Origin of the sequence: Pseudoalteromonas sp. MMG012 (assembly GCF_018100875.1) — a bacterium.
Taxonomy (GTDB): domain Bacteria; phylum Pseudomonadota; class Gammaproteobacteria; order Enterobacterales; family Alteromonadaceae; genus Pseudoalteromonas; species Pseudoalteromonas aurantia.
Window position 1 is genome coordinate 12,363 of record NZ_JAGJEF010000062.1, and the last position, 20,041, is coordinate 32,403.

Genomic DNA, 20,041 nt, shown 5'->3' on the forward strand with positions numbered 1-20,041 from the left:
ATCAGACTAAGTCTTCTTCATACGAAATTGCTTGCTCTACAACTCCAAGTAATTCACTTCCCCTTTCTGAAGCCCATACATTAACTGCATCAATTAAAGAAATAATTCTAAATCGGTCAAAAACTATTGATGCAGTGATCTCGCCTTCCTCTTCGAAGCGCCTTTCTACATCTCGCATATCATAAGGGACAAACAGTAGATTTAAAGTTGTATCTGGTATTCTAATATAGTTTTTAACTCTTGATACACTTGCTTGCTTCATATTCCAATTAGTACCGGTTGCGCTTTGCCCCAAAAAAATTTGAGTTCGTGATAAACACGTATCATTTGGAAAAGGAAGCCAAGCAACAATATCAACACCACCATCACCGTTATCACCATCTCTAAAGAGATGATTCCTACCGGTGATTTCACAATCAATATCGTCAGCTAATTGATTCATTTTATCTCTCAATGAACCAGTGTATCTGTTGTTTTGGTGGCCCGAAACGCCAAAACGATGGACAGTTGCATTTGTACCTGCATAAACACACATCGCCAATTTTGATATTTCTTCAAAAGCAGTTGTTAGCAATGGCTGTTTATTATGATATCTATTAGACGATGCAAGGAGTAATCCTATATAGATTTTCTGTTCCTCTCCTAGATTCGCATTTAACTGAATAGTGCTAGTTGTTACAGTAAAAGGGTAAAAATTGCCATATGCTAAAGCCCGACTACGAAGTAAAAAAAACCATTGTGTTATTCTATCATTCCAACGCTGTATATACTCTGAAGCAACATCTGAGCCGTTCCAATCTTCACTACTAGTTTCACTCCCATCTTCGTTAATTACCCCTGAATCCAAAAATCGATCAAAAATATCTTGTACAGATACCAAGTCATCGCTTGCAAGAAGTGCAACTAATTCAATATAGTCGCTGTAATAATGTGATTTACTATAAGTTCTGTCTGGTGGTGTAGATATATTTCGCGCTTCAAACATTCCACCCACCATCACTTTTGGCCTCAATAGCGGCTTTAATTGCTATTGTAAGATCATAAATTTCTTTGAGTTTGATTAAATCGGTAGAGTAATGCTCATTAACATTGTGAGTCATAGCATTTGCTCTTTTCAAAGCAGCTAAAGACAACTCAATTTCATTGTGGTAGGAGTCTGCATTAACACTAATTTGATTATATGCCTCTTTGATTGTTCCTGTGCCCAATTTGAAATACTCAAAAGCTAAATCGTCAACCAGAACTTCATTAAGCATTTTTAACTGTTCGCTGTTACCTAAAACTCTTGTACCACCGTGAATATTTTTTTTAAAAAACCAGTTAGTCAATTCCTCAAGTTCAGTTAACTTTAATTCAGTAATTGGTTCGTCGGCTTGTAGATCAACACCAATATAGTTGCGTATATTTTCCTTTCCTAAAGAGTCTGCATAATAATTGAAGTATATAGTTGACTCATCAAGTTCTGCTATATTAAAGAAATTTGCGTCTTCTACCTGCTCATATATCCAATAACTAACCAATAACTTACGAACATGGTCACTTCTGCTACCTATTGCCTTAGCTAGCTCTCTGCATTTATCTGCTAAAGTCTCTTCTCCAAGACTCTTGTATAACTCATTAATATACCTAGCTTTTGCAAGTACCCCCCAAGATTTAACGCCTGTTACATGTCGATAACCCAAATACTGTGTAATGTCGTTTCGACTATCGAAAACTATGCATGGAATAGCTGCCGGTTGGTAATTAGATTCCTCAATAACTTTTGCTATTTTTTTCTTATGCAGGGTAGCCAACCCAGGGTTACTGAGTAACTTTACTGCGGTTAACCTCCGGTTTCCTTCTACAACAATATATTTACTTCTATTTTCATCCCAAACGACCAAAATAGCTTCACCCACAAAAAAATCGGCCTCGCCTATTGCCATCATAAGTTCAATTATTGATGCATCTTGTAGCATCCAACTTATGATTTGTGTATCGGTTGAACCAGAATTTCGAAGCTTCGTCGGTAAACGTGGGTTTTCACGATCTAGCTCAAGTTCAGTCAAGTTTATATTTTGTATATTGTTTTGTGTGCTCATTACACTTCCAAATGGCATTTATAATTATCTTAAATAATTCAATTTAGCGAAGTCCGTACTTTCCGCTATCAAGCTTAATAAATAAATCTCTTTTACCCAAAAAAGCTTTCAAATCAGAACAGTGGTTATAGATTGTTCTTCTAATTATGACATCCCAACTAGGTGGTAACTCTCTATCGGTATATGCAAGTATTTCATTATAAACTTCTTTTAGAGTTAATGGCTTTCCCTTTTTTTGAAATACGAAGAGGATGTCTTCAAGCCAGCCGGAGTTATCATTTTGATTAAGTTTTATAATTTCATTAGTAGTCGCATCAGATAACTTCCTCTTTAATCTAGGTTTAAAGTGGCGTTCGAAATTCGGTAAGGTTAATGAGTAGAAGTCTTGTCCTGTTTTTAGTTTAAATTCATTGATTAACTCAGGATGAACTCTATCAAACTCTTTTGACTTCCAATCTGATTTTTCATCACCAGTAACAAGTATTAAAGTGTTTTTACTACTAATTGCTCTGTCAATCAGTTGATTCCAAAGAATTAAGTCACCATACTTTGACTCTATCTTTGTACCCATATAACTATAACTTACACTCTTACCACCATCATCAAAACCCGGTGGAATATTATGTGAGTAGCGATATTCGCCTTCTTGCTCTATTCGTTTCATCTGCTCAAAAGAATAATGTTCTCCAACAAGACCTTCAAAAATCTCAAAAACCTGCTCTATAACTTTGTCTTCGAGGCGTACATTCCTCTCTTTTTGTTGATGCTTGTTGATTACATTACTAATCCGATCAAGATGAACGCCAAGTTCTTTTTTTAATGGTGATAGCTCACTGTTTTTACCTCCAACTTTTGCTAACCCATCTAATTTTTTGCTAAAGGTTTTAAATTCTTTACTAAACTCTTGAAATGCTTTTTCTTGAGTTTTAAACGTCTGCTTACGCTGTAAATTAAACTCAAGCGCTACCTGGTGAGGCAACCATATATCGAAAAACTTATTTCTTTTTAAAGATTTAATTTGAAGTAAAATATCATTAACAATCTTCTTCTCATATCTATAAAGATTTAAAAGAATATTTGTATCAAAAACTACAGTGACTTTCTCGCTATTTAATATTTGCTCTTCAAGATAATCGTCAGCAAAACCAGGAAACCTATTTAGCATTCAACAACTCCCAAAACGCTTTATCTCTGATCCTTTTGATTTGTTTATCACCATCAACATATAAACTTGTGTGTATTTCTAGTTTTCTGATTGTATTCATTAACACTTCTTGTTCTTCTTTTTTTGATATGTTGAAGATAGATTTTACTTCTTCATTTGAGATTTTACCTACCTGGTGCACAATCCAACCAAAAATATAAAGTGCATAATCATTCTCTTTCGTTTTAAAGTGGGTAATGTCTTGGGTAGACAAAATAACCCCAACACCATACTTACGGCCTTCTTTTAAGATATTTTTTAAGCTCTTAAAGTTTTGAGACATAAAGTTATCAGCCTCATCAACTAGAATCATTTTATTAATTTGACGCTTGCCATTCAGACTTTTCGAATGACCATACTTCTGCATCTGGCTGTAAAACAGATCCAATGTCAACGCAACCACTAAGTTCTGTACTTCTTTCGCAGGGCTCTCTAATTTTATTACTTTAACGCCCTTCACAAACTCAAAAAGGCTGATCGTTTTCGCCGGATCACTCTCGAAAATTTTAAACCGAGCTAATTTTGCAAGCGCAGCATATAAGGTATCTTCTTCAACCTTTTCTTGACTTAAAAATAGCTGCCATAAATCTTCGATTGTGGGTGCGGGTCGTAACCATGTAGATTTGTCTTCAGGTTGAATACCTGCCAACTCGTAACACTCTAATATTAGATTTTCTAATCGTAATTTTTGTCTATTTCCTAAGTGAAAAACTTTATCGATTGTCTCGGCAAATGCTCCTGCTGTATAAAGCGGCAACATAGGCGTATCACCGAATAAAGATAAAGGGTTATAAGGCAACTTTAATAGATCGTAAACTTCGGCGTTAACTGCTTTAGTGAATTGTTCATCCACATAATCTGAATTGTAATCAAATATCAATAAGTCTATTGGCTTATTATCTAAATTATCATTTTCATTAAAAATTAGCTGACTTACTAAGGACTTCACGCATTGTGTTTTACCTGTTCCCATAGTGCCAATAACGCCAAAGTTTGTATTTTTGGTTTTAGCCGAGTTCGTCGGTTGCCAAGTTACAATCTCGTTATTCGGTATGGTATGACCAAGAACTACTTCTAAATCTATCGCTGACTCAACTGTAACAACTGGGGCTTTCGTTTGTTCTCTTTCGCCTTTATAGGCTTGATCTATTGCTAGGTTACAAACGCTTTTTGGTGGGGTCGGAGTAGTGGCATCTTCAACCGGTTCCGAAATTACTATCTCAGTTTTACCAGTCAAAATATATTTCTCTGGCACATAACACAGGGTGGCACTCTCGATATTAGCTAATAGCTGTTGTAACGGCGTGCTAATAAATTTATTCAAATTAGCGCTTGGTAGGCTAATTTGCAGAATCTCATCTTCAAGGCTAAATTCTTCTTTTGCGTAATCTGCATTTTCAAAAAACGCCATCATAAAGCCTTGTGGGTAATCACGTATATTCTCTATTTGATAATCGCCTTGCAGCCACCATTCTCGATTTTTATGAATATTTTTGAAATCATTTTCTTTATAAACCTTATAGAGTTCAAACTTATCAATTTGCATTAAGATTTGGCGTACAAATAAACCACGGTATAAGTGCCCTGCTAAGTCTTGGCGGCCGAACAGGTTTTCAACTAAGTAGCGCTTTAATTCTTTAGCTTGTTGAATACCTTTGCTATGAGTGCGCTTTTGACCAATCTTCACTTCTAGTGGTAGCAAGTACATGGCTTGGTCTTTAAAGCCTACAAATAAGACATCATCAGAGATTTCGCCACTGGTAAAGCCATGCTCAAGCCTAGAAAAGTCACTTCCTCTCATTTTGAGACCAATATTGCCTGCTACTCGGATCATTTCAGCAACACTCATTGGTACCCAAGTAATATCACTTTGATAAAGTAAACAATTTACATATTTGTATGCACCAATAATGCTTTTTTTCTCTTTGCGCTCATTATCGTTACAGGTGATCATTTTGAGCAGCCATTCACCATTAAAGGCATTGAACTCATCAATCAACCCCTTTACACCTTGCGAAAGTACTTGGTCGTATAAATCGCGGCGTTTAGTAACTGTAATGGCGTCGTAATTGGCTGAGTTAGTAAAGTTGTCTGAGTAATGGATTAACACGGCATCTTTTTGTGTTTTAAAGAAGTCGAGCGTGACTTTAGGATCAATTATCACAGTCCACACTGTGTTATCGTAAACACTTTCTAGCAAGTGGGTTAATTCGCCTGCTACTTTGAGCGCAAGGCCATTGGTTGTTTCGTACTTAGAGCCTTGCCAAGCAGCTTTGGCTAAGCTGTTAAATTTACTACTGATAGCAAGCGGCTGGTTGTTAGCCACTTCAATATTTTTTAAGCCAAATGTTGTGAAGTAAGTGTTGTGTTCATCGTAAGCGGTTTCACCAGCCAGTAAACCATGGCAGGCAACACCTGTTTTTTCATTCAATACATCAACAGATTCAGCCGTTACGGGCGTATCGTTCCGAACAAAACTAATGTGCGCATATTCAAAATTTACTTTGCTATCATCTAATTTGAACTTACTGTAAGTAATACGGTTTTTGAGTAAATCAGCGATGGCATCTGCTTTATCTTTTTCACTCGCCAACTGAGCAATATCTTTTAGCTCGTCATAACTTGGTGCGTCAGCAAAGTCGTCAAAATAGGTTCGCTTGAGTTTTTTATCATACAGGTTTACATGAATTCGATTAGCCTGCTCTGCAGTTTGTTTTTTTAAGTAGTCGACCAAACCTAAAAATAACGCGGTGTTGTCACCATTGTTTATGGAGTTGATGTAGATGGTTTCTTTACAGCCTTGATTGAACAATACATCAAATGCTTTTGAGAATTCAGCGACTTTTTGCCTAACGAGTGGCCTAACGTATGTTAGCCCCACTTCTTTGTTTGCAACCAAATTACACCACATACGGTTTTCAGCAACTGCTTGGTTATATGCAAATTTATCGTTCGCATGCCAAACAAAAGGTAACAACCCTTCAGCATTTAACCGCTTTAGCGTTGCTTTTGGTAACGTACTAAAACTATTGTCGTTTTCATCACTTGCTTTACGCACCAAATTAGCGAAATAAGCTAATGTTAGGGTGTGGTAAGGCGTTATAAATTCTTGCTCGTTCAATTCTGCAATACCAATACTTAAAAGTTTGTTCGCGGCAGGTGACAAGGTACTCTTTGTTTCAATTGTATCTATTGCTGCTAAGTATTCTTTAACAACAGCAGTTACAATTTTTAAAAGCTCAGGTCCCCATGAGCAAGTACTTAGCAAAGCTTTTCGCACATCTAAGTAATCAAATAGCTTAGTGTATGAAGCGTAAAGTCCTGGATAGGCTATTTGAATATCAGCTAAGTTAACCTCTGGGCGATTGCCAACTTGTGTCGCAAGTTGTCTGTTGTCTTGTAGCTCTGACTCCCATTTTAAAAGTGACTTTCGTATGCCTTTTGGCGTTAAATCTTTGCCATCTAGGACTACTTTTTCTTTAGCGCGGTTATACAAGCCATTGAAATCATCATTATATAAACGGTTATAAAGTTGGGTGTCTAGCACTAGCGGTAAGCTCAGAGAACCAGATGAAACTGCACCATCAACCTCAAAACTAAGCACATTTGTTCCATTTTGAATAGCGAAAGTTAGTGTATCGGTTTCATTAGCAAATTCAGCAAAGTTAACGTACTCAGTGACTTGTACTTGGAAAACTTGATTTGGCCCGGTAACCTTATTGGTAACACCTCCTTCTGCAACTTTTAACTTACCCGCGTTTGTTTGTAAGGTGATTATTTGCTTTCTAGGCACTAACAAAAAGCTGTCGGCCAAATCATCAAAATAGAAAGCACCTTGTGGTACAACTAACACGCGGTACTTGAATCTTTCTTGTGGTTTTTCACGTTTAAAATCGACACTAAAATACATAGGTTGACCATTAAAGGTACCTACGATTTCAGCAACTGTTTGTTTACTTGAACGATTATTAACGTCTAGAGTGATTGGCTCTTTAGTATGTTGCAACTTAAGTTCATTTTTTTGTAATTTACCACCGACAAAAGCGGCTTCTATTTTGAATTCAGTTTGCCCTTCAGGTACCTCGATAATGAGGTGACGCTCTTTTTTATTCTCTCTCGCGATAAATCTTAAACCTGTAACGTCCTCTTTTTCAAACGAGAGTAAGTTCTCTTTGTTATCTCGGCGCTCTTTTAAAATTGCTCCTAAATCAACTTCATGCCATTGTTCATTATCAACAAAATATTGATTTACAAACTTCTCGCCAAGATCTAAATCGCCGAGCTTTTCAGGTAATTCTTGCGGGTACTTTTCTACAATTTCACTGATAGTTTGGAACAACTGATGGTTTTGCGATAAACGCTTATCTATTTGGTTTGTGTCATCCCAATCAATAATCGTATGGTCGTTAAATAGGCCAAGTTCGTGAAATTGAATAACACCATCATCAAGTGCATCAAATAATTCACTAAAGCCAAACATGGTTGCACCATCTTCTAAAATTAATTTGAAGCGATGGTTTAACAAACATTGTGATACTTTATCAGTACCGTTTATTGTGGTGATTAGCTTACTTAAGGAGTCTTTAATCGTTGATGGGTGCCAAACTTCACCAGGTTTTCCTAGGTCTCTTGCTGAGTTAATCAGTGTGTCTAAGTATGAGTTATGTACTACTAACAAAACACAGTTAGCTAAATTACCACTTTGGCTTGATACTAAATCTCGTAAATGTGAAATAAAGTTTTCGCTTAGGCCTTTATCACATTCGCTGTGTACAACAGGGATAAGTATTTTGTCTTCAAACTTAAGCGCTTGGAAGCATAAGCTTATTTTGTCAGTAACTACCTCGACCTGCGTATTGGCTTTACAAATTAAGGCATCAAATAGCTTAATACTATTTTCACTATCTGGTGAGCGAAACTGGAAGCGACTTTCACCATCAAAACCATCTTTTGCCCAATTACAAAAGTGCACAGCTAAAAAGTCTTCATATAGTTTTTTTGACATAAACTGCATCTCCACTGTCGCTCATTCTCTCCATATTGCCCACTCGCTCAAATAGATCTATCAAACACTCTTCACTACTCTTATCAAAAAATACACCGCGCTTTTTATACTCAGTGAGCAATTCATGCAGCCTTAATTGCTCTTTGTTGCCAATAGCTAAGTTGGTTAAAAGTAATAAATAGTCTTGGTTTAAAACAAAAAATGACCCTGCTCGACCTCGCGATACTTCAAATGGTTTTATTAATGTTTCTCGCGTTGCGTTTACAAATTTACTAAAAGCACCTTCTCGAGTTGAGCCTTTTTTAAATTGCTCTTTAAAGAGGCTTATCAAAATGTTTATTGCTTGCTCTGGTGCTTCGGCGGAGGCAAGTTGACTCGTCAGCTTGCGGTCGTTATAAAAATCCTGAATATATCTATTTAAGTTATCAGTGTCGCTTTGCGTTAAGCTTGGTGCTAGCTGCCATAAAGGCTGTACAAGCTCTTTGGAGTCTTGCAAGCTTTCAGTTAGCGCTAAGTATGGAAATAGCGCATAGCTGGCATCCACCACTTGTTTATGACCATGCAGTTGAAGCTGAGTCCGTTCTTTACTGGCTTTTTCGTTATCTAATATAAAAAAGCATGGTTTAACTTCTGGCTCTTTTTTCCAACCCTTAATGTTGAGCGATAACTGCGCTGTATATAAAAAACCGTATAGTTTTAAAAATGCTTTTATGTTTGATAAAAAGTGGTTAGAGTGCTTCATCACAAACTTAAGATCCTGCTGGAACAACTCAGCTAAAAAAGGTAAGTAAGCTTGATGAGGTTTTACTTTTTTTACCTTGTTTGTTGTAACTAGCAGCGAATCAAATGTTTGTTTGATCTCTTGTTCTAAAAAGTTCAAGTGGGCGTTCGGTGCCTCAATATTTTCAAGGTCAGAGGCTAAATTAATAAAAAGTGCTGTTAGTCGTTCATCTCCAGCTTGGCTTATTTCTGGGTTTAGGGTTTTTAAAACCTGCATTTCAGGCGATATATTCACAACCTCTTCATTGTCGAAATAAATTTTTTCGATAACCGGCCAAATATCTTCACCCTCAAGCTTTTGCTCTAAATACGTTTTACAAATTAATTTAAAGTCATCCAGTGTTTTTATGGTTTTCTCTAACTCAATATTATGTAAAGATTTTATGAATAAACCAACGACTGTTTCCCAATCATATTTATTATTTGTGCTATTTGTTGATGCTGGATAAAAACTGGCTGCACTATTATTTTTAGGCTTCAATTCTTTTAATAAAGGCATGATCTAAACCTCTTCCACTGAAATGTCATCGTCTTCTTTTATTAACTGGAACTTTTGCCCCACGCCTATTATCACTAATTCATTTGCTGACTTTGCCTCTTGTATAATTTCTGAAGCTAACTCATCAAGCAAAATCACCGAATTTTTATCGTGCTTATTAGGTCTGTAACCTTTATTAATATTTATGAGTAAAGAGAGTAAGTTGATATTGATTGGCAGCACAAAACGGTGTTTTTTTAGTTTTAGTCGCGCATTAAAAAATGCACTCCTTTTATGCTGGTTTTGTTGAACTGTGGCTAAGTCGGCTGTTAAATCAGCTGGCGCTGCTACTTGATAACCACCACATTCAGAGAATAAGTAATGCTTGCTCCCAAGCCCCGGCGCATTACGATTAATATATAAACGAATCGCTGATATCAGGGTGTTTCTGTAAAACGCTTTTAGTTGTGTTTTTTGTTCAGATTCACCCGAGTAATTATTGTGGAGCTGGTAAATATTGATGTATGTATCTATCAAACTTTCAGAAAAGTCAGCTAGAAATTGCTTATGATAATTATTACCGTAATCTTCGTATTTCAATAAGTAGAATAGGCGTAAATACTGTACTGCATGGTCTAACTGAGAAATGTCTTTATTGAATAGCGTATTGTTAAATTCTTCAAATTCAGCATCTGGTAGCCCCAAATCTCTAGCAAGAATAAATCTATCAATTTCTTTAGTGCGTAGGTTTGATGGATCGAACTCTTCTATTTTATTGAGCAGCTCATTTTCACCACCACCAAACAAATTGTCGAATAAATAACCTTTGCCAAAAATTAGTTCGTGTACAAAGTCAAGTAACGCCCTCGCAGTTAAAAATTGATCTCTTACTAGTCTTGCTTTGAATAATAAATCGATGACAACTTGCTGAACTGAACAAAGGCTTAATAACTGAAAATTAGCGTAATAGCGTGTAAGCTGAGCACTTTTATATTCTTTAATCTCATTTTCAAAAAGCTGGCGTATTAAGTTACCCTCTTGCTGAGTCACCCTATGCAGTAGCTTTTTCGTAAACTCAGAATCATATCCGTCTTCATGGATCAAAAATTTTGGATAATCTTCAAAATTAATGAGGTGTATGTCATCACTTTCAAAAGTTTTGTTTTCTAAGTATGTTGCAATTGCATTTTGAATACGCTCTGACTTACCTTCTTCAGCGTAATTCCCCATCATGCCCGCGTTAATGCCAACAACTAATGGACTAGAACCATGTTCAAACTCTTCAAAAACTTTATCTAAAGTTTGAATTGCCGAGCCTTTAGGGTCAAAACTGTGTGTCGCATCTAAATGGAATTTAATACGGTTGTCATATTCCCCCTTAGCCTTGGTTAGTAATTCTGACTTACCATCTCCACTGCTACCGCATAAGAAGAGAAGTTTTTTATCCGAGGCCCCAAAAGAAGATATGCACTTCGATACAGCACCTTCAATCGGCATCTGGATATGTAAATAGTCTTTAATCTGTTGATGAAGATTTGTTTTATCTTCACTACGCTCTGTAGAAACAGCGTAGGGCGATGCCATAGACATAACGCTGAGGGCTTCTTTTAACCGCATAAAAAATCCTGTTAAAACACGGTTACTTCCTTAACCGTATCAGTTAATAATTAACTTTAATGCGTATTATCAACACTAAAGCTTTAAAATCAATAAATTGAGCTAGGTAAAAACTATAATTACTTCAATTTCACCACCACATTCAACCACACTTGCTCGCTTCTATCGGGGCGCTGATCTTTGCTTTGCCATACTTTAACCACGTTTAAACTGGGTATTTGTGCCAGTACATCCTCTAGGCATGTTTCGGTTAAATCACTGAATGTGCGGTTGCCGTCGCTACGCTCGCCTTTGCCGTATTTGAATGAGGCGTACAAAATACCATTGGGTTTTAATGCGCTAGCGAGTTTGGTGAAACGGTCTGGGAGCTCGTTATGGGCAACGTGAAGTAAGCTTGCGCAACACCATATACCGTGATATTGCGCGTGCTCTTTCACTTGTCGAAAGGTTTTTACGTACACGCTTTGCTGTAAATGAAAGCTGGCAATGTCGGCCAGTTCACTGCAGGCATCAAAGGCAGTGACTTTATAACCGAGTTGCTTAAACGCCAGTGCATCACGCCCTGCGCCGCAACCGGCATCAAGAATATGTATTTTTTCATGCTCGCTGTGATGCGGCGATGGTAACAGTGGCAAAAACTCTCTGTATAGCTCGCCCATATCAACATGTAGTGTTGACTGTGCAAAAGCCTGAGCATTGTTAGCATAATACTCAAGCGTGTTTATTGAGGTGGCACTTGTGTTCATGTTGTTTGTATTCGAACTCTGAGTATTAGAAAAAGAAGGTGTATTAGTCATAGCCGACACGCTATAGACAGTTCATCAACTGGCGCTCTTTTACAACAGTAGTACTTGTGGGTAGCAATACCTGATGTTTTTGCATGTTTATTGAGCCCTGGGCCGCCTAAAACCACGTGATATAAGCGCATTCAAATTCCTGTTCGTTCTGCACAGCTAAGTTATATAAGGATGTATAAATTAGCTGCTACGGCTGTACTGCTTCCTTCAACCGTTTATTTTTGGTGACTAAAAACGTATTTGTTAATGTGTTGCTATGATAGATTCACAGCCTTTTACACGAGCTTTTACTTTATATTTGGTAACTTATCACGATTTATAAGCTTTTGAATAGTCTCTGAGATTAAATCCATACAATTAAAGCGGTTTATTGGTTACGTTATTTTTACATTGTGTTGTTTCTCAGTTGGGTTAGCCGTAGACCCTGACCTGCGTCAGGGAGACAGAGTGTAAAGTGGTTGGGTAAAAGTTGAGTACGTTACATGGATCCTGACCTTCGTCAGGAAGACGAAGTGTGAGGGAGCTTAGCGTTCTAACTTTGAACTCGCTGCTTTTTACAACAATTTAGCACTTAGAAAATTTGACCCTCATTTATGCTACTGGTTAAACCAGTATACCACTATTTTACAAAAGAATTTGCCACCTCAAAAATCAATACTTTAGCATTAATAAAATGTATTGATACACCTGAAAAATACGCCTTATAACCCACAATGCATATAGTGACTAAAAATCAATCAAACCTATATTTTTAATCGTGATACTTACCATTAACTTCATCAATTTACATTCCATTGCATAATAAACAAACAGGTGTTAACAATTAAATAGCGTACACCTGTACGCTCACTTCATATAAATCGCAACTCAAGGAGGCATTTATGTATATCAACAAAAATCTAAAAGGCAATTTTATTAACTGACATTCGCACGATGTTATGTTTTTAAAAGGTGAAATTAATTATGAAAAATTTAGATCAAATTAGCAGCATTACCGGAAGGCTGTATCAACTTAACAGGACTTTTCTATTTTTAGGAGATTGCTATTATGAAAGCATTCACAAAAAAGTGACCCAGAGTTATGAGCATACCTTGTCGATAAAAAGCTCTCATCATTACGTAATTTGTACTACGAAGCAAAAAGGAATCAAACGATGCCAGATAGCCAGAAAAACCGATCCGCCGCCGACCTAGTGAAAATCCTACTTGCTGCGTTAGGCGCTATCGGCTACCTCTTATCGAGCATGGCTGAAATCATGCAAAATGCTGTCATAAACAATAAACCTTGGGGTGTTTGCTTAATCCCAGCGCTAGTTATATTCGTAGCACTCATTACCATGTGCTTATTAGTACTAAAAATTGGTACGGAGGTTTGTAAGTAAATCCAAAGCCGCATCGCGGCTTTTCTCTTTTTCACCCTTAGAGCCTTTCTATTCGTTATTCCGCTTAAATACATTGCCAGTGTCTATACGTACATCGTCACTCATGGATCCTGACCTGTGTCAGGAAGACGGAGTGTAAAGTGGTTGGGTAAAAGTCGAGTGAGATACGTGGATCCTGACCTGCGTCAGGAGGACGGAGTGTAAGTGACTGATTTAGGGTCGAGTACGTTACGTGGGTCCTGACCTGCGTCAGGAAGACGAAGTGGAGGTGCCCGCCTTATTCGTCGCTCTGAACTGGTGTCAGAGTCTATGTGGTTTGGTAAATTATTTCGACCATATGCATTACTTGGATCCTGACCTTCGTCAGGAAGACGAAGTGTGAAGTACCCTCCTTATTCGTCGCTCTGAACTGGTTTCAGAGTCTATGTGGTTTAGTTTATTGTTTCGATCATATGCGTTACATGGATCCTGACCTGCGTCAGGAAGACGAAGTGTGAGTGACTGATTTAGGGTCGAGTACGTTACATGGATCCTGACCTGCGTCAGGAAGACGAAGTGTAAAGTGGTTGGGTAAAAATCGAGTACGTTACATGGATCCTGACCTGCGTCAGGAAGACAGTGTGTGAGTGGCTGGTTAAAGTCGAGTACGTTACGTGGGTCCTGACCTGCGTCAGGAAGACGAAGTGGAGGTGCCTGCCTTATTCGTCGTTCTGAACTGGTTTCAGAGTCTATTGGTTTAGTTTATTGTTTCGATCATATGCATTACATGGGTCCTGACCTGCGTCAGGAGGACGAAGCGGAGGTGCCCGCCTTATTCGTCGCTCTGAACTGGTGTCAGAGTCTATGTGGTTTAGTTTATTGTTTCGATCATATGCGTTACATGGATCCTGACCTGCGTCAGGAAGACGAAGTGTGAGTGACTGATTTAGGGTCGAGTACGTTACATGGATCCTGACCTGCGTCAGGAAGACGAAGCGGAGGTGCCCGCCTTATTCGTCGTTCTGAGTATGATTTAGGGTTTATTTGATTTATCTTGAATAACTGTAATAATTTACTTTTATAAGTAGGTATAACAGGATGTTATATCTACCTCAGTCTGACTTATTAATGTTGTTTTAAAGGACTAATACATGCAACCTACCACCTATATTCTGGCATCAAAGCCAAACGGCACTCTATATATTGGCGTGACTCGAGATCTTAAAAAACGAATTTACGAGCATAAAGGCCATTTAATCGATGGGTTTACCAAACGTTATAACGTGACCCAATTAGTGTATTTTGAAACGCATGCTGATATATACCATGCTGTTAACCGTGAAAAACAACTTAAAAACTGGCGTCGGCAGTGGAAAGTTAATTTAATTGAAAAAGTTAACCCGCAATGGGACGACTTGTATTACTGTATTTAATTGAAAGACTTTGATTCTGGCCCGTGTCAGAGAAACGAAGTACAGTAATAAGCTGAGTTTAGTCTGGTTTAAATGGGCCCTGACCTTCGTCAGGGAGACAAAATGTAAGCGTGCCTGACTTTGAGTCCTGTGCGTTACGTGGGTCCTGACCTTCGTCAGGAAGACAAAGTTTGGGTAGCTGACGGCGTATGGGTGGCTAACTTGAAGTCGCTCTGTATTTGATTCTGAGTTTATGTGGTGTAGTTGCTTGTCTTGAGATGGGCCCTGACCTACGTCAGGAAGACGAAATGTGAACACACTCATTATTCGTTGCTCTGTGTTTAATTCTGAATTTATGCGGTTTAGTTGTTTGTCTTGAGATGGGCCCTTGACCTTCGTCAAGGAGACGAAATGTAGAGTGCCTGACTTTAAGCCCTGTGCGTTACGTGGATCCTGACCTTCGTCAGGAGGACGAATTAGGTAACCAATGCTTCTCTATATTCGTCGCTCGTTGCTCTGAAGGTGTTTCGTAGTCTATTTAGGTCAGAAATGAATACCGTAAATATCAACGCTAAAAAATACAAATAAAAACATAATTTGTACCTTTTATTAGATATCATTCGTGGCATGTAGTGTATATTGCGTACCCAATGTAATTTTAAAATAAAAGGATATTTCAAATGCATAAAAAAATACTCGCATACTCTGCGTTAATCGTGTCAACTTTTATATATAGCGCTCAGGCTAAAGCTGTTGACTTGTCATTGGGTGGGGGTTATCCATTTCTAGTTGTACCAACCATCTCACTAACAAATTCAGATATTCGATATTATGCTAACTACAAAGCGGGGTTAGATGATGGTTTCAGTTTGGGCGCAGAAATATTAAACGGTAAACATAAATACGGGGCATTCATTGGCGCTGTTGGGGCTCGAAAAACTGACGCTCGCTGTTCTGATTCAACATTTCTGTGTATTAGCCTTTTTGATCATCAAACCACACAAGGTATTGGTCTAAGCTATGAGTACCATTTGTCTAGCAACCTAAACTCAGGGTGGGCTGTGCGACTTGAAGCGGGTTACGGCGAAGAATCTTATGATTATGAAAAACGCACCGATGGCAATATACAATTTATTTATCACTTTTAAACAGATCATATCAGTTTAAAAAAGCACCGCCTCATGACGGTGCTTTCTAAAAGAAGTGCTAATTAACCTCAGCTCTGGATAAGCGAATTTGCCCAATAAAGCTATTTTTCTCACTCTCGGCGTTGCTTTTATGCAGTAATAGTCCGCTATTACTGCATAAAAGCACCTTGATATTGAACTAAATATCATCATTGGATTGTACGTATGTTTGTTTTCAAAACATTTTCTATTCAAAAACCCTTGCCCAAACCTGAAGTTAACTAGTTACACTTCCAGCATTTACCTGAAACAGGTGTGCTGTACCAAGTTGCGCCCCTTGCCTTGCGGCTTTCAGCCCAGTCTTGAATAGCAGGATATGCTTGAATAATGTCAACCGACTCCATCGGATGCAACCAAGATGTCGAAATTTCAAGTGCCCAAGGGTGCCCTGCTGGGGTCATATAAGTCTCCCCCCCTACTTCAGTATTATCAGCACCGGTTTTGAAAAAACCTGTATTTGCTAACGCTGTGGGGGCATAGTTTGGCAAATGTACTTCTCGACCTCGGTCACTCACTCTATAAATAAACGGGTTAAAAGGTGCATTACCAATTGCCAATGGGCTGACTGGTTCAACAAAAATCAAGCTCATCGTTACTGGAATAACCGAGCGTTCATCTCCACTTTGGGTATTAAAGAATGAATATGTTAGCGAATCATTGGTTGCTGAATGGGTATTTTTTAAGACCGCGACCACTAACTCACTGCTGTGACCTGCTTCTGCGGTAACCGCCTCAGATTGGCCGTTAATCGCCACATTAATACTTTCTACATTGGCACTGGTGGTACCTGAAAAAGCAATTGCAAAACCACTGGCCAGTGTAGCACCCCTGGCTTGAATACTGCCGGCTAAGTCAATTTGCTTAACCAACCCATTGGCATCTTTTACCACGTTAAAGCGATGAGTGATCACTAAATCATTTAGGTCGTAATCTCCTTTATCTGGCCACAAGTCTTCGTACGCAAGCGTTGACTCAACAGAGTAATTATTACTTGCCCGTTTATCGTCGTTTGGATAATCGTCATTGTTATCATTGATACCGTCACAATCACTGTCATTGTCGCCTAACATCCAAGTAAAGAATGCAGGGTCACTCACTAGGCCATTACTGTCAGTTGCTATCACCTGTACACGCCACGTTTCGCCCGCGTTCACCTGTGACGATAATACCGTATTACCCGAATGATCCGTTTTACCTGCAACTTCATCATCAACCACTTCACCTTGGCCTATATCAACAAACCAACGATATTCATAACTAACCACGTCCCCATCAGGGTCTGCATTTGCACTATTTGATACATTCACAACAAAATCGTTGTTTGCGGTTGCACACCCTTGAGGTGACCCATTCAGTGTGGGTGTATAAGGTGCATCATTTGCAGTTATTGCATAGGTAATGGTTAAAAGACTGTAGTCAAGCGTTGTTCTCCACCAAACATAATTATGGTTCATATCAATGTCTAAAAACACATCCATTAAGCCATCATCCAAAATATAGGATGTTGGTACATCAAATGGCGTTTCTGACCAAGTGCCATTAGTCCCTTGTAATAAACCAGGGTTTAGGTCATTACCATCAACACTAATACCGTCATATTCACCGCTGGTGCCATGAAAAGCTTCAGAGTCAATATCGAAACCTCTTATCAATAAGATTGCACTCTGTATTTTAACCAACGGATTTGATGCTTCACTGAAACTGTGCTGCCAACCATAGTCTTGCCCTGAGTGTGAATAATAATTAAAACCGTACCCACTTGGTGCAACATAATGAGGTGATGTACTGTCTTTATTAATTTTCTGGGTGTAAGTGAACGTACCATCTTGATTATCAACCGTATTGGTTTCAGTCGCTGCGGCAAATATATAAGACGTTTGAAAAACAAGTGCGATGCCAAGGCTTAGGCTATATTTCATGTTCATAATTATTCTCCATCGCCAACGGGAATTTCAATATCACAGGGCACTTCTATTTCACCGGTGATTTCGTCTTTACTGAACACCTTGCTGCACAGTTTGTTTCCTACGGTAACTTCTATCTTTACCCCATACCATTCACTTGGGAATTTTAATTTGGTGCGTGTTTCTCCGGTTCTATCTGTTAAGCTTTTTTGCAATGGGTTTTCAACTTCATTACGGTTTGCATCAAGCGCCACAATTTTCATAAAGTGCTTGCCGCCAATACCAGCAAGTGCACCATCGGGCCGCATTGTTGTGCTGACGGTTTTAATTTTCACTTCGTCGTCTTTATACATAGACCAATCAAACTGCGCAGGAACGGTCACGTTTTCGAGGCTCAATATGCTAGGCTCTGGCACTGGTTCAGTTACCGGCTCAGGTTCTACAACGGGTGGTGGTGTATCTTGACCAGAACTGGGGGTTGTTACTGCTGGTGTGCTGCTATCGCTTTGGGAACCACCGCCACATGCAGCTAAAAATACATTTGTAGCAATAAACATATATCTCAAAATCATGTTTGCTCTCCAACCTAATAAAATTACTCAATAAGCTCAGCGTTATCACTCTGCTTTGCCAATAAATACAGGTGTTCCAACAACGCTTAGTTAAAAGCAGGAACATAAAGCTGTTTCGGTGTTTGGTAATACACAACAGTTAAATATTCATGCCAGTGATCAGAGCAATGTCATTTTCACAGCATAAAATCAGTATTCACTTTACGGTTTGGCTTGTACACAAATAAAACAATTAAAATCAATAAATTACATGAAAACAAAATTTAACATAATTAAATAATGCGGTGTTTATGGTGAGAAAATAGTGCGCCTAAATTTAGGCCCGCACCATTTTGCAATGCACTTTCATTCGTATATTGCAAAATACATCATAATTTATTGCCAATTTAAAATTCCGCTTTTGTTAAATTAGTGAACGCTTTCAGGGCGGCCATGAAAATAACTGGCAACAATTTTGCGCTATAAACCAGCCAAAAGGTGTTGCGACTTTTCAGCTGGCTATGTCAATATTTACAGCATCTATCGGCTTCGGTATTATTGGCGGCTAAATGTTATAAAGGTCTGTATTTTTGAAAAGGTTAATAATAAGTTTCTGTTGCTTAGTTGCAGCAACGCATGCTCACAGCACCCCCTCTAATTCATTGGAAGTTGGTTACTCACAACTCAATATATCTGATCTAGGTGACCTAAAAGTAAAAGGCCCACAGCTCTCAGTTAAAAGTGCTTTCCCCGCTTTTTATCTAACTGGCGTATACCGACAGCCCACAACCGATATGCACGGCTTCTTTGCATTAGAACACAATCAACAATCACTCTCTGGCGGCAGCAATTTTGATATAGATGTAGATTTCATTGAGCTTGGCATCGGTAAAATGATCACATTAAGTGACACATCATATTTAAATATCCACGGTTACCTTAGTAAAATATCATTAGACGTAGACGGCCATGAACGTTATACCCACATTACTGAAGATGGTACTGTTAACGTAGTGTATGACGAACCATTTTCAGAAAGCGATTCAGTCAATTTGTTAACGTTTAAAGTGCACTATCGAAAATACATCGATCAATTCTATCTAGAAGCAGGTATTGGTGCAGAATCAGATTCAAGCGTTAATATTAAACGTGTAAAAAGTGAAGGAAGCGAAACGAATCTAATTTTATCTGCTGAGTTCGGATACAACTTCAACAGTCAATGGGCAACTAATGTTCGCTATTTCAATAGCAAAGACTACAGTATTACGTCAGCGAACATCAGCTATAATTTTTAGCACTCAATTACTATTTTGAGATATCGCGCTCGATTACGCTCAGTGTTACAGCCTCACTGAACGTATATTGACCGCTACGTCTTCCTGAACTTGATTCAGGATCCACACATCTACTCCAATATACGCATGGACCCTGACCTACGTCAGGGCGACGATAAGTGTTGAACTTGTGTGCGACAAATGAGTGTGAACTTGTGTACGACGAAGAAGTGTTGAGCTTGTGTGAAACGATAAGAGTGTCGAGCTTGAATGTCTCATCAATAAAGGGCATGCCTAAGCCTAGATCACCCACGTCGTCTTCCTGAACTTGGTTCAGGATCCACACATCTACTCCAATATACGCATGGACCCTGACCTACGTCAGGGCGA

The 20,041-nt window shown here is 38.5% G+C and carries 14 protein-coding genes; 4 read left to right on the top strand and 10 right to left on the bottom strand.

Annotated elements, in window-relative coordinates; genetic code table 11:
* Position 1: 1 nt before the first annotated feature.
* The 7 genes from J8L97_RS17465 to J8L97_RS17495 form a co-directional block, all read right to left on the bottom strand.
* The gene (locus J8L97_RS17465) at positions 2-985 is read right to left on the bottom strand and encodes a hypothetical protein (protein WP_211051746.1); all 984 of its coding nucleotides are present in this window, start codon (positions 983-985) and stop codon (positions 2-4) included.
* A complete protein-coding gene (locus J8L97_RS17470) occupies positions 978-2,081 on the bottom strand; it encodes a hypothetical protein (protein WP_211051748.1) in 1,104 nt (367 codons plus the stop codon). Before J8L97_RS17470 ends, J8L97_RS17465 begins: the two co-directional genes overlap by 8 nt.
* Before the next feature lie 43 nt (positions 2,082-2,124).
* A complete protein-coding gene (locus J8L97_RS17475) occupies positions 2,125-3,246 on the bottom strand; it encodes a PIN-like domain-containing protein (protein WP_211051750.1) in 1,122 nt (373 codons plus the stop codon).
* Positions 3,236-8,290, bottom strand: coding sequence for a DNA phosphorothioation-dependent restriction protein DptH (gene dptH, locus J8L97_RS23570; RefSeq protein ID WP_247688716.1), 5,055 nt, complete (start codon positions 8,288-8,290; stop codon positions 3,236-3,238). The genes J8L97_RS17475 and dptH overlap by 11 nt, the downstream gene beginning before the upstream one ends.
* Positions 8,271-9,569 carry a DNA phosphorothioation-dependent restriction protein DptG gene (gene dptG / locus J8L97_RS17485; RefSeq protein ID WP_211051752.1) on the bottom strand — a complete coding sequence of 433 codons (1,299 nt, stop codon included), beginning with the start codon at positions 9,567-9,569 and terminating at the stop codon, positions 8,271-8,273. Before dptG ends, dptH begins: the two co-directional genes overlap by 20 nt.
* Positions 9,570-9,572: 3 nt before the next feature.
* Positions 9,573-11,165, bottom strand: a complete 1,593-nt coding sequence (dptF, locus tag J8L97_RS17490) for a DNA phosphorothioation-dependent restriction protein DptF (RefSeq protein WP_211051764.1) — start codon at positions 11,163-11,165, stop codon at positions 9,573-9,575.
* A gap of 119 nt (positions 11,166-11,284) precedes the next feature.
* Entirely contained in the window at positions 11,285-11,911 is a 627-nt protein-coding gene (locus J8L97_RS17495; RefSeq protein WP_211051787.1) for a bifunctional 2-polyprenyl-6-hydroxyphenol methylase/3-demethylubiquinol 3-O-methyltransferase UbiG, read from the bottom strand.
* Between the two features lie 1,205 nt (positions 11,912-13,116).
* Here J8L97_RS17495 and J8L97_RS17500 point away from each other — a divergent pair.
* From J8L97_RS17500 to J8L97_RS17510, 3 genes are all read left to right on the top strand, one after another.
* A complete protein-coding gene (locus J8L97_RS17500; protein WP_211051766.1) occupies positions 13,117-13,344 on the top strand; it encodes a hypothetical protein in 228 nt (75 codons plus the stop codon).
* 1,130 nt (positions 13,345-14,474) lie between these two features.
* A complete protein-coding gene (locus J8L97_RS17505; protein WP_211051768.1) occupies positions 14,475-14,756 on the top strand; it encodes a GIY-YIG nuclease family protein in 282 nt (93 codons plus the stop codon).
* 659 nt (positions 14,757-15,415) lie between these two features.
* Complete coding sequence (locus J8L97_RS17510; RefSeq protein ID WP_211051770.1) at positions 15,416-15,883, top strand: hypothetical protein; 468 nt, start codon at positions 15,416-15,418, stop codon at positions 15,881-15,883.
* A gap of 260 nt (positions 15,884-16,143) precedes the next feature.
* Here the strand turns inward: J8L97_RS17510 and J8L97_RS17515 are convergent, their stop codons facing one another.
* Complete coding sequence (locus J8L97_RS17515; protein ID WP_211051772.1) at positions 16,144-17,847, bottom strand: LruC domain-containing protein; 1,704 nt, start codon at positions 17,845-17,847, stop codon at positions 16,144-16,146.
* Positions 17,848-17,849: 2 nt separating this feature from the next.
* Entirely contained in the window at positions 17,850-18,398 is a 549-nt protein-coding gene (locus J8L97_RS17520) for a hypothetical protein (RefSeq protein WP_211051774.1), read from the bottom strand.
* Positions 18,399-18,967: 569 nt separating this feature from the next.
* Here J8L97_RS17520 and J8L97_RS17525 point away from each other — a divergent pair.
* Positions 18,968-19,672 carry a hypothetical protein gene (locus J8L97_RS17525; RefSeq protein ID WP_211051776.1) on the top strand — a complete coding sequence of 235 codons (705 nt, stop codon included), beginning with the start codon at positions 18,968-18,970 and terminating at the stop codon, positions 19,670-19,672.
* A gap of 10 nt (positions 19,673-19,682) precedes the next feature.
* Here the strand turns inward: J8L97_RS17525 and J8L97_RS17530 are convergent, their stop codons facing one another.
* Positions 19,683-19,997: a hypothetical protein gene (locus J8L97_RS17530; RefSeq protein ID WP_211051778.1), complete on the bottom strand. Its 315-nt coding sequence runs from the start codon at positions 19,995-19,997 to the stop codon at positions 19,683-19,685.
* Between the last annotated feature and the right edge of the window lie 44 nt (positions 19,998-20,041).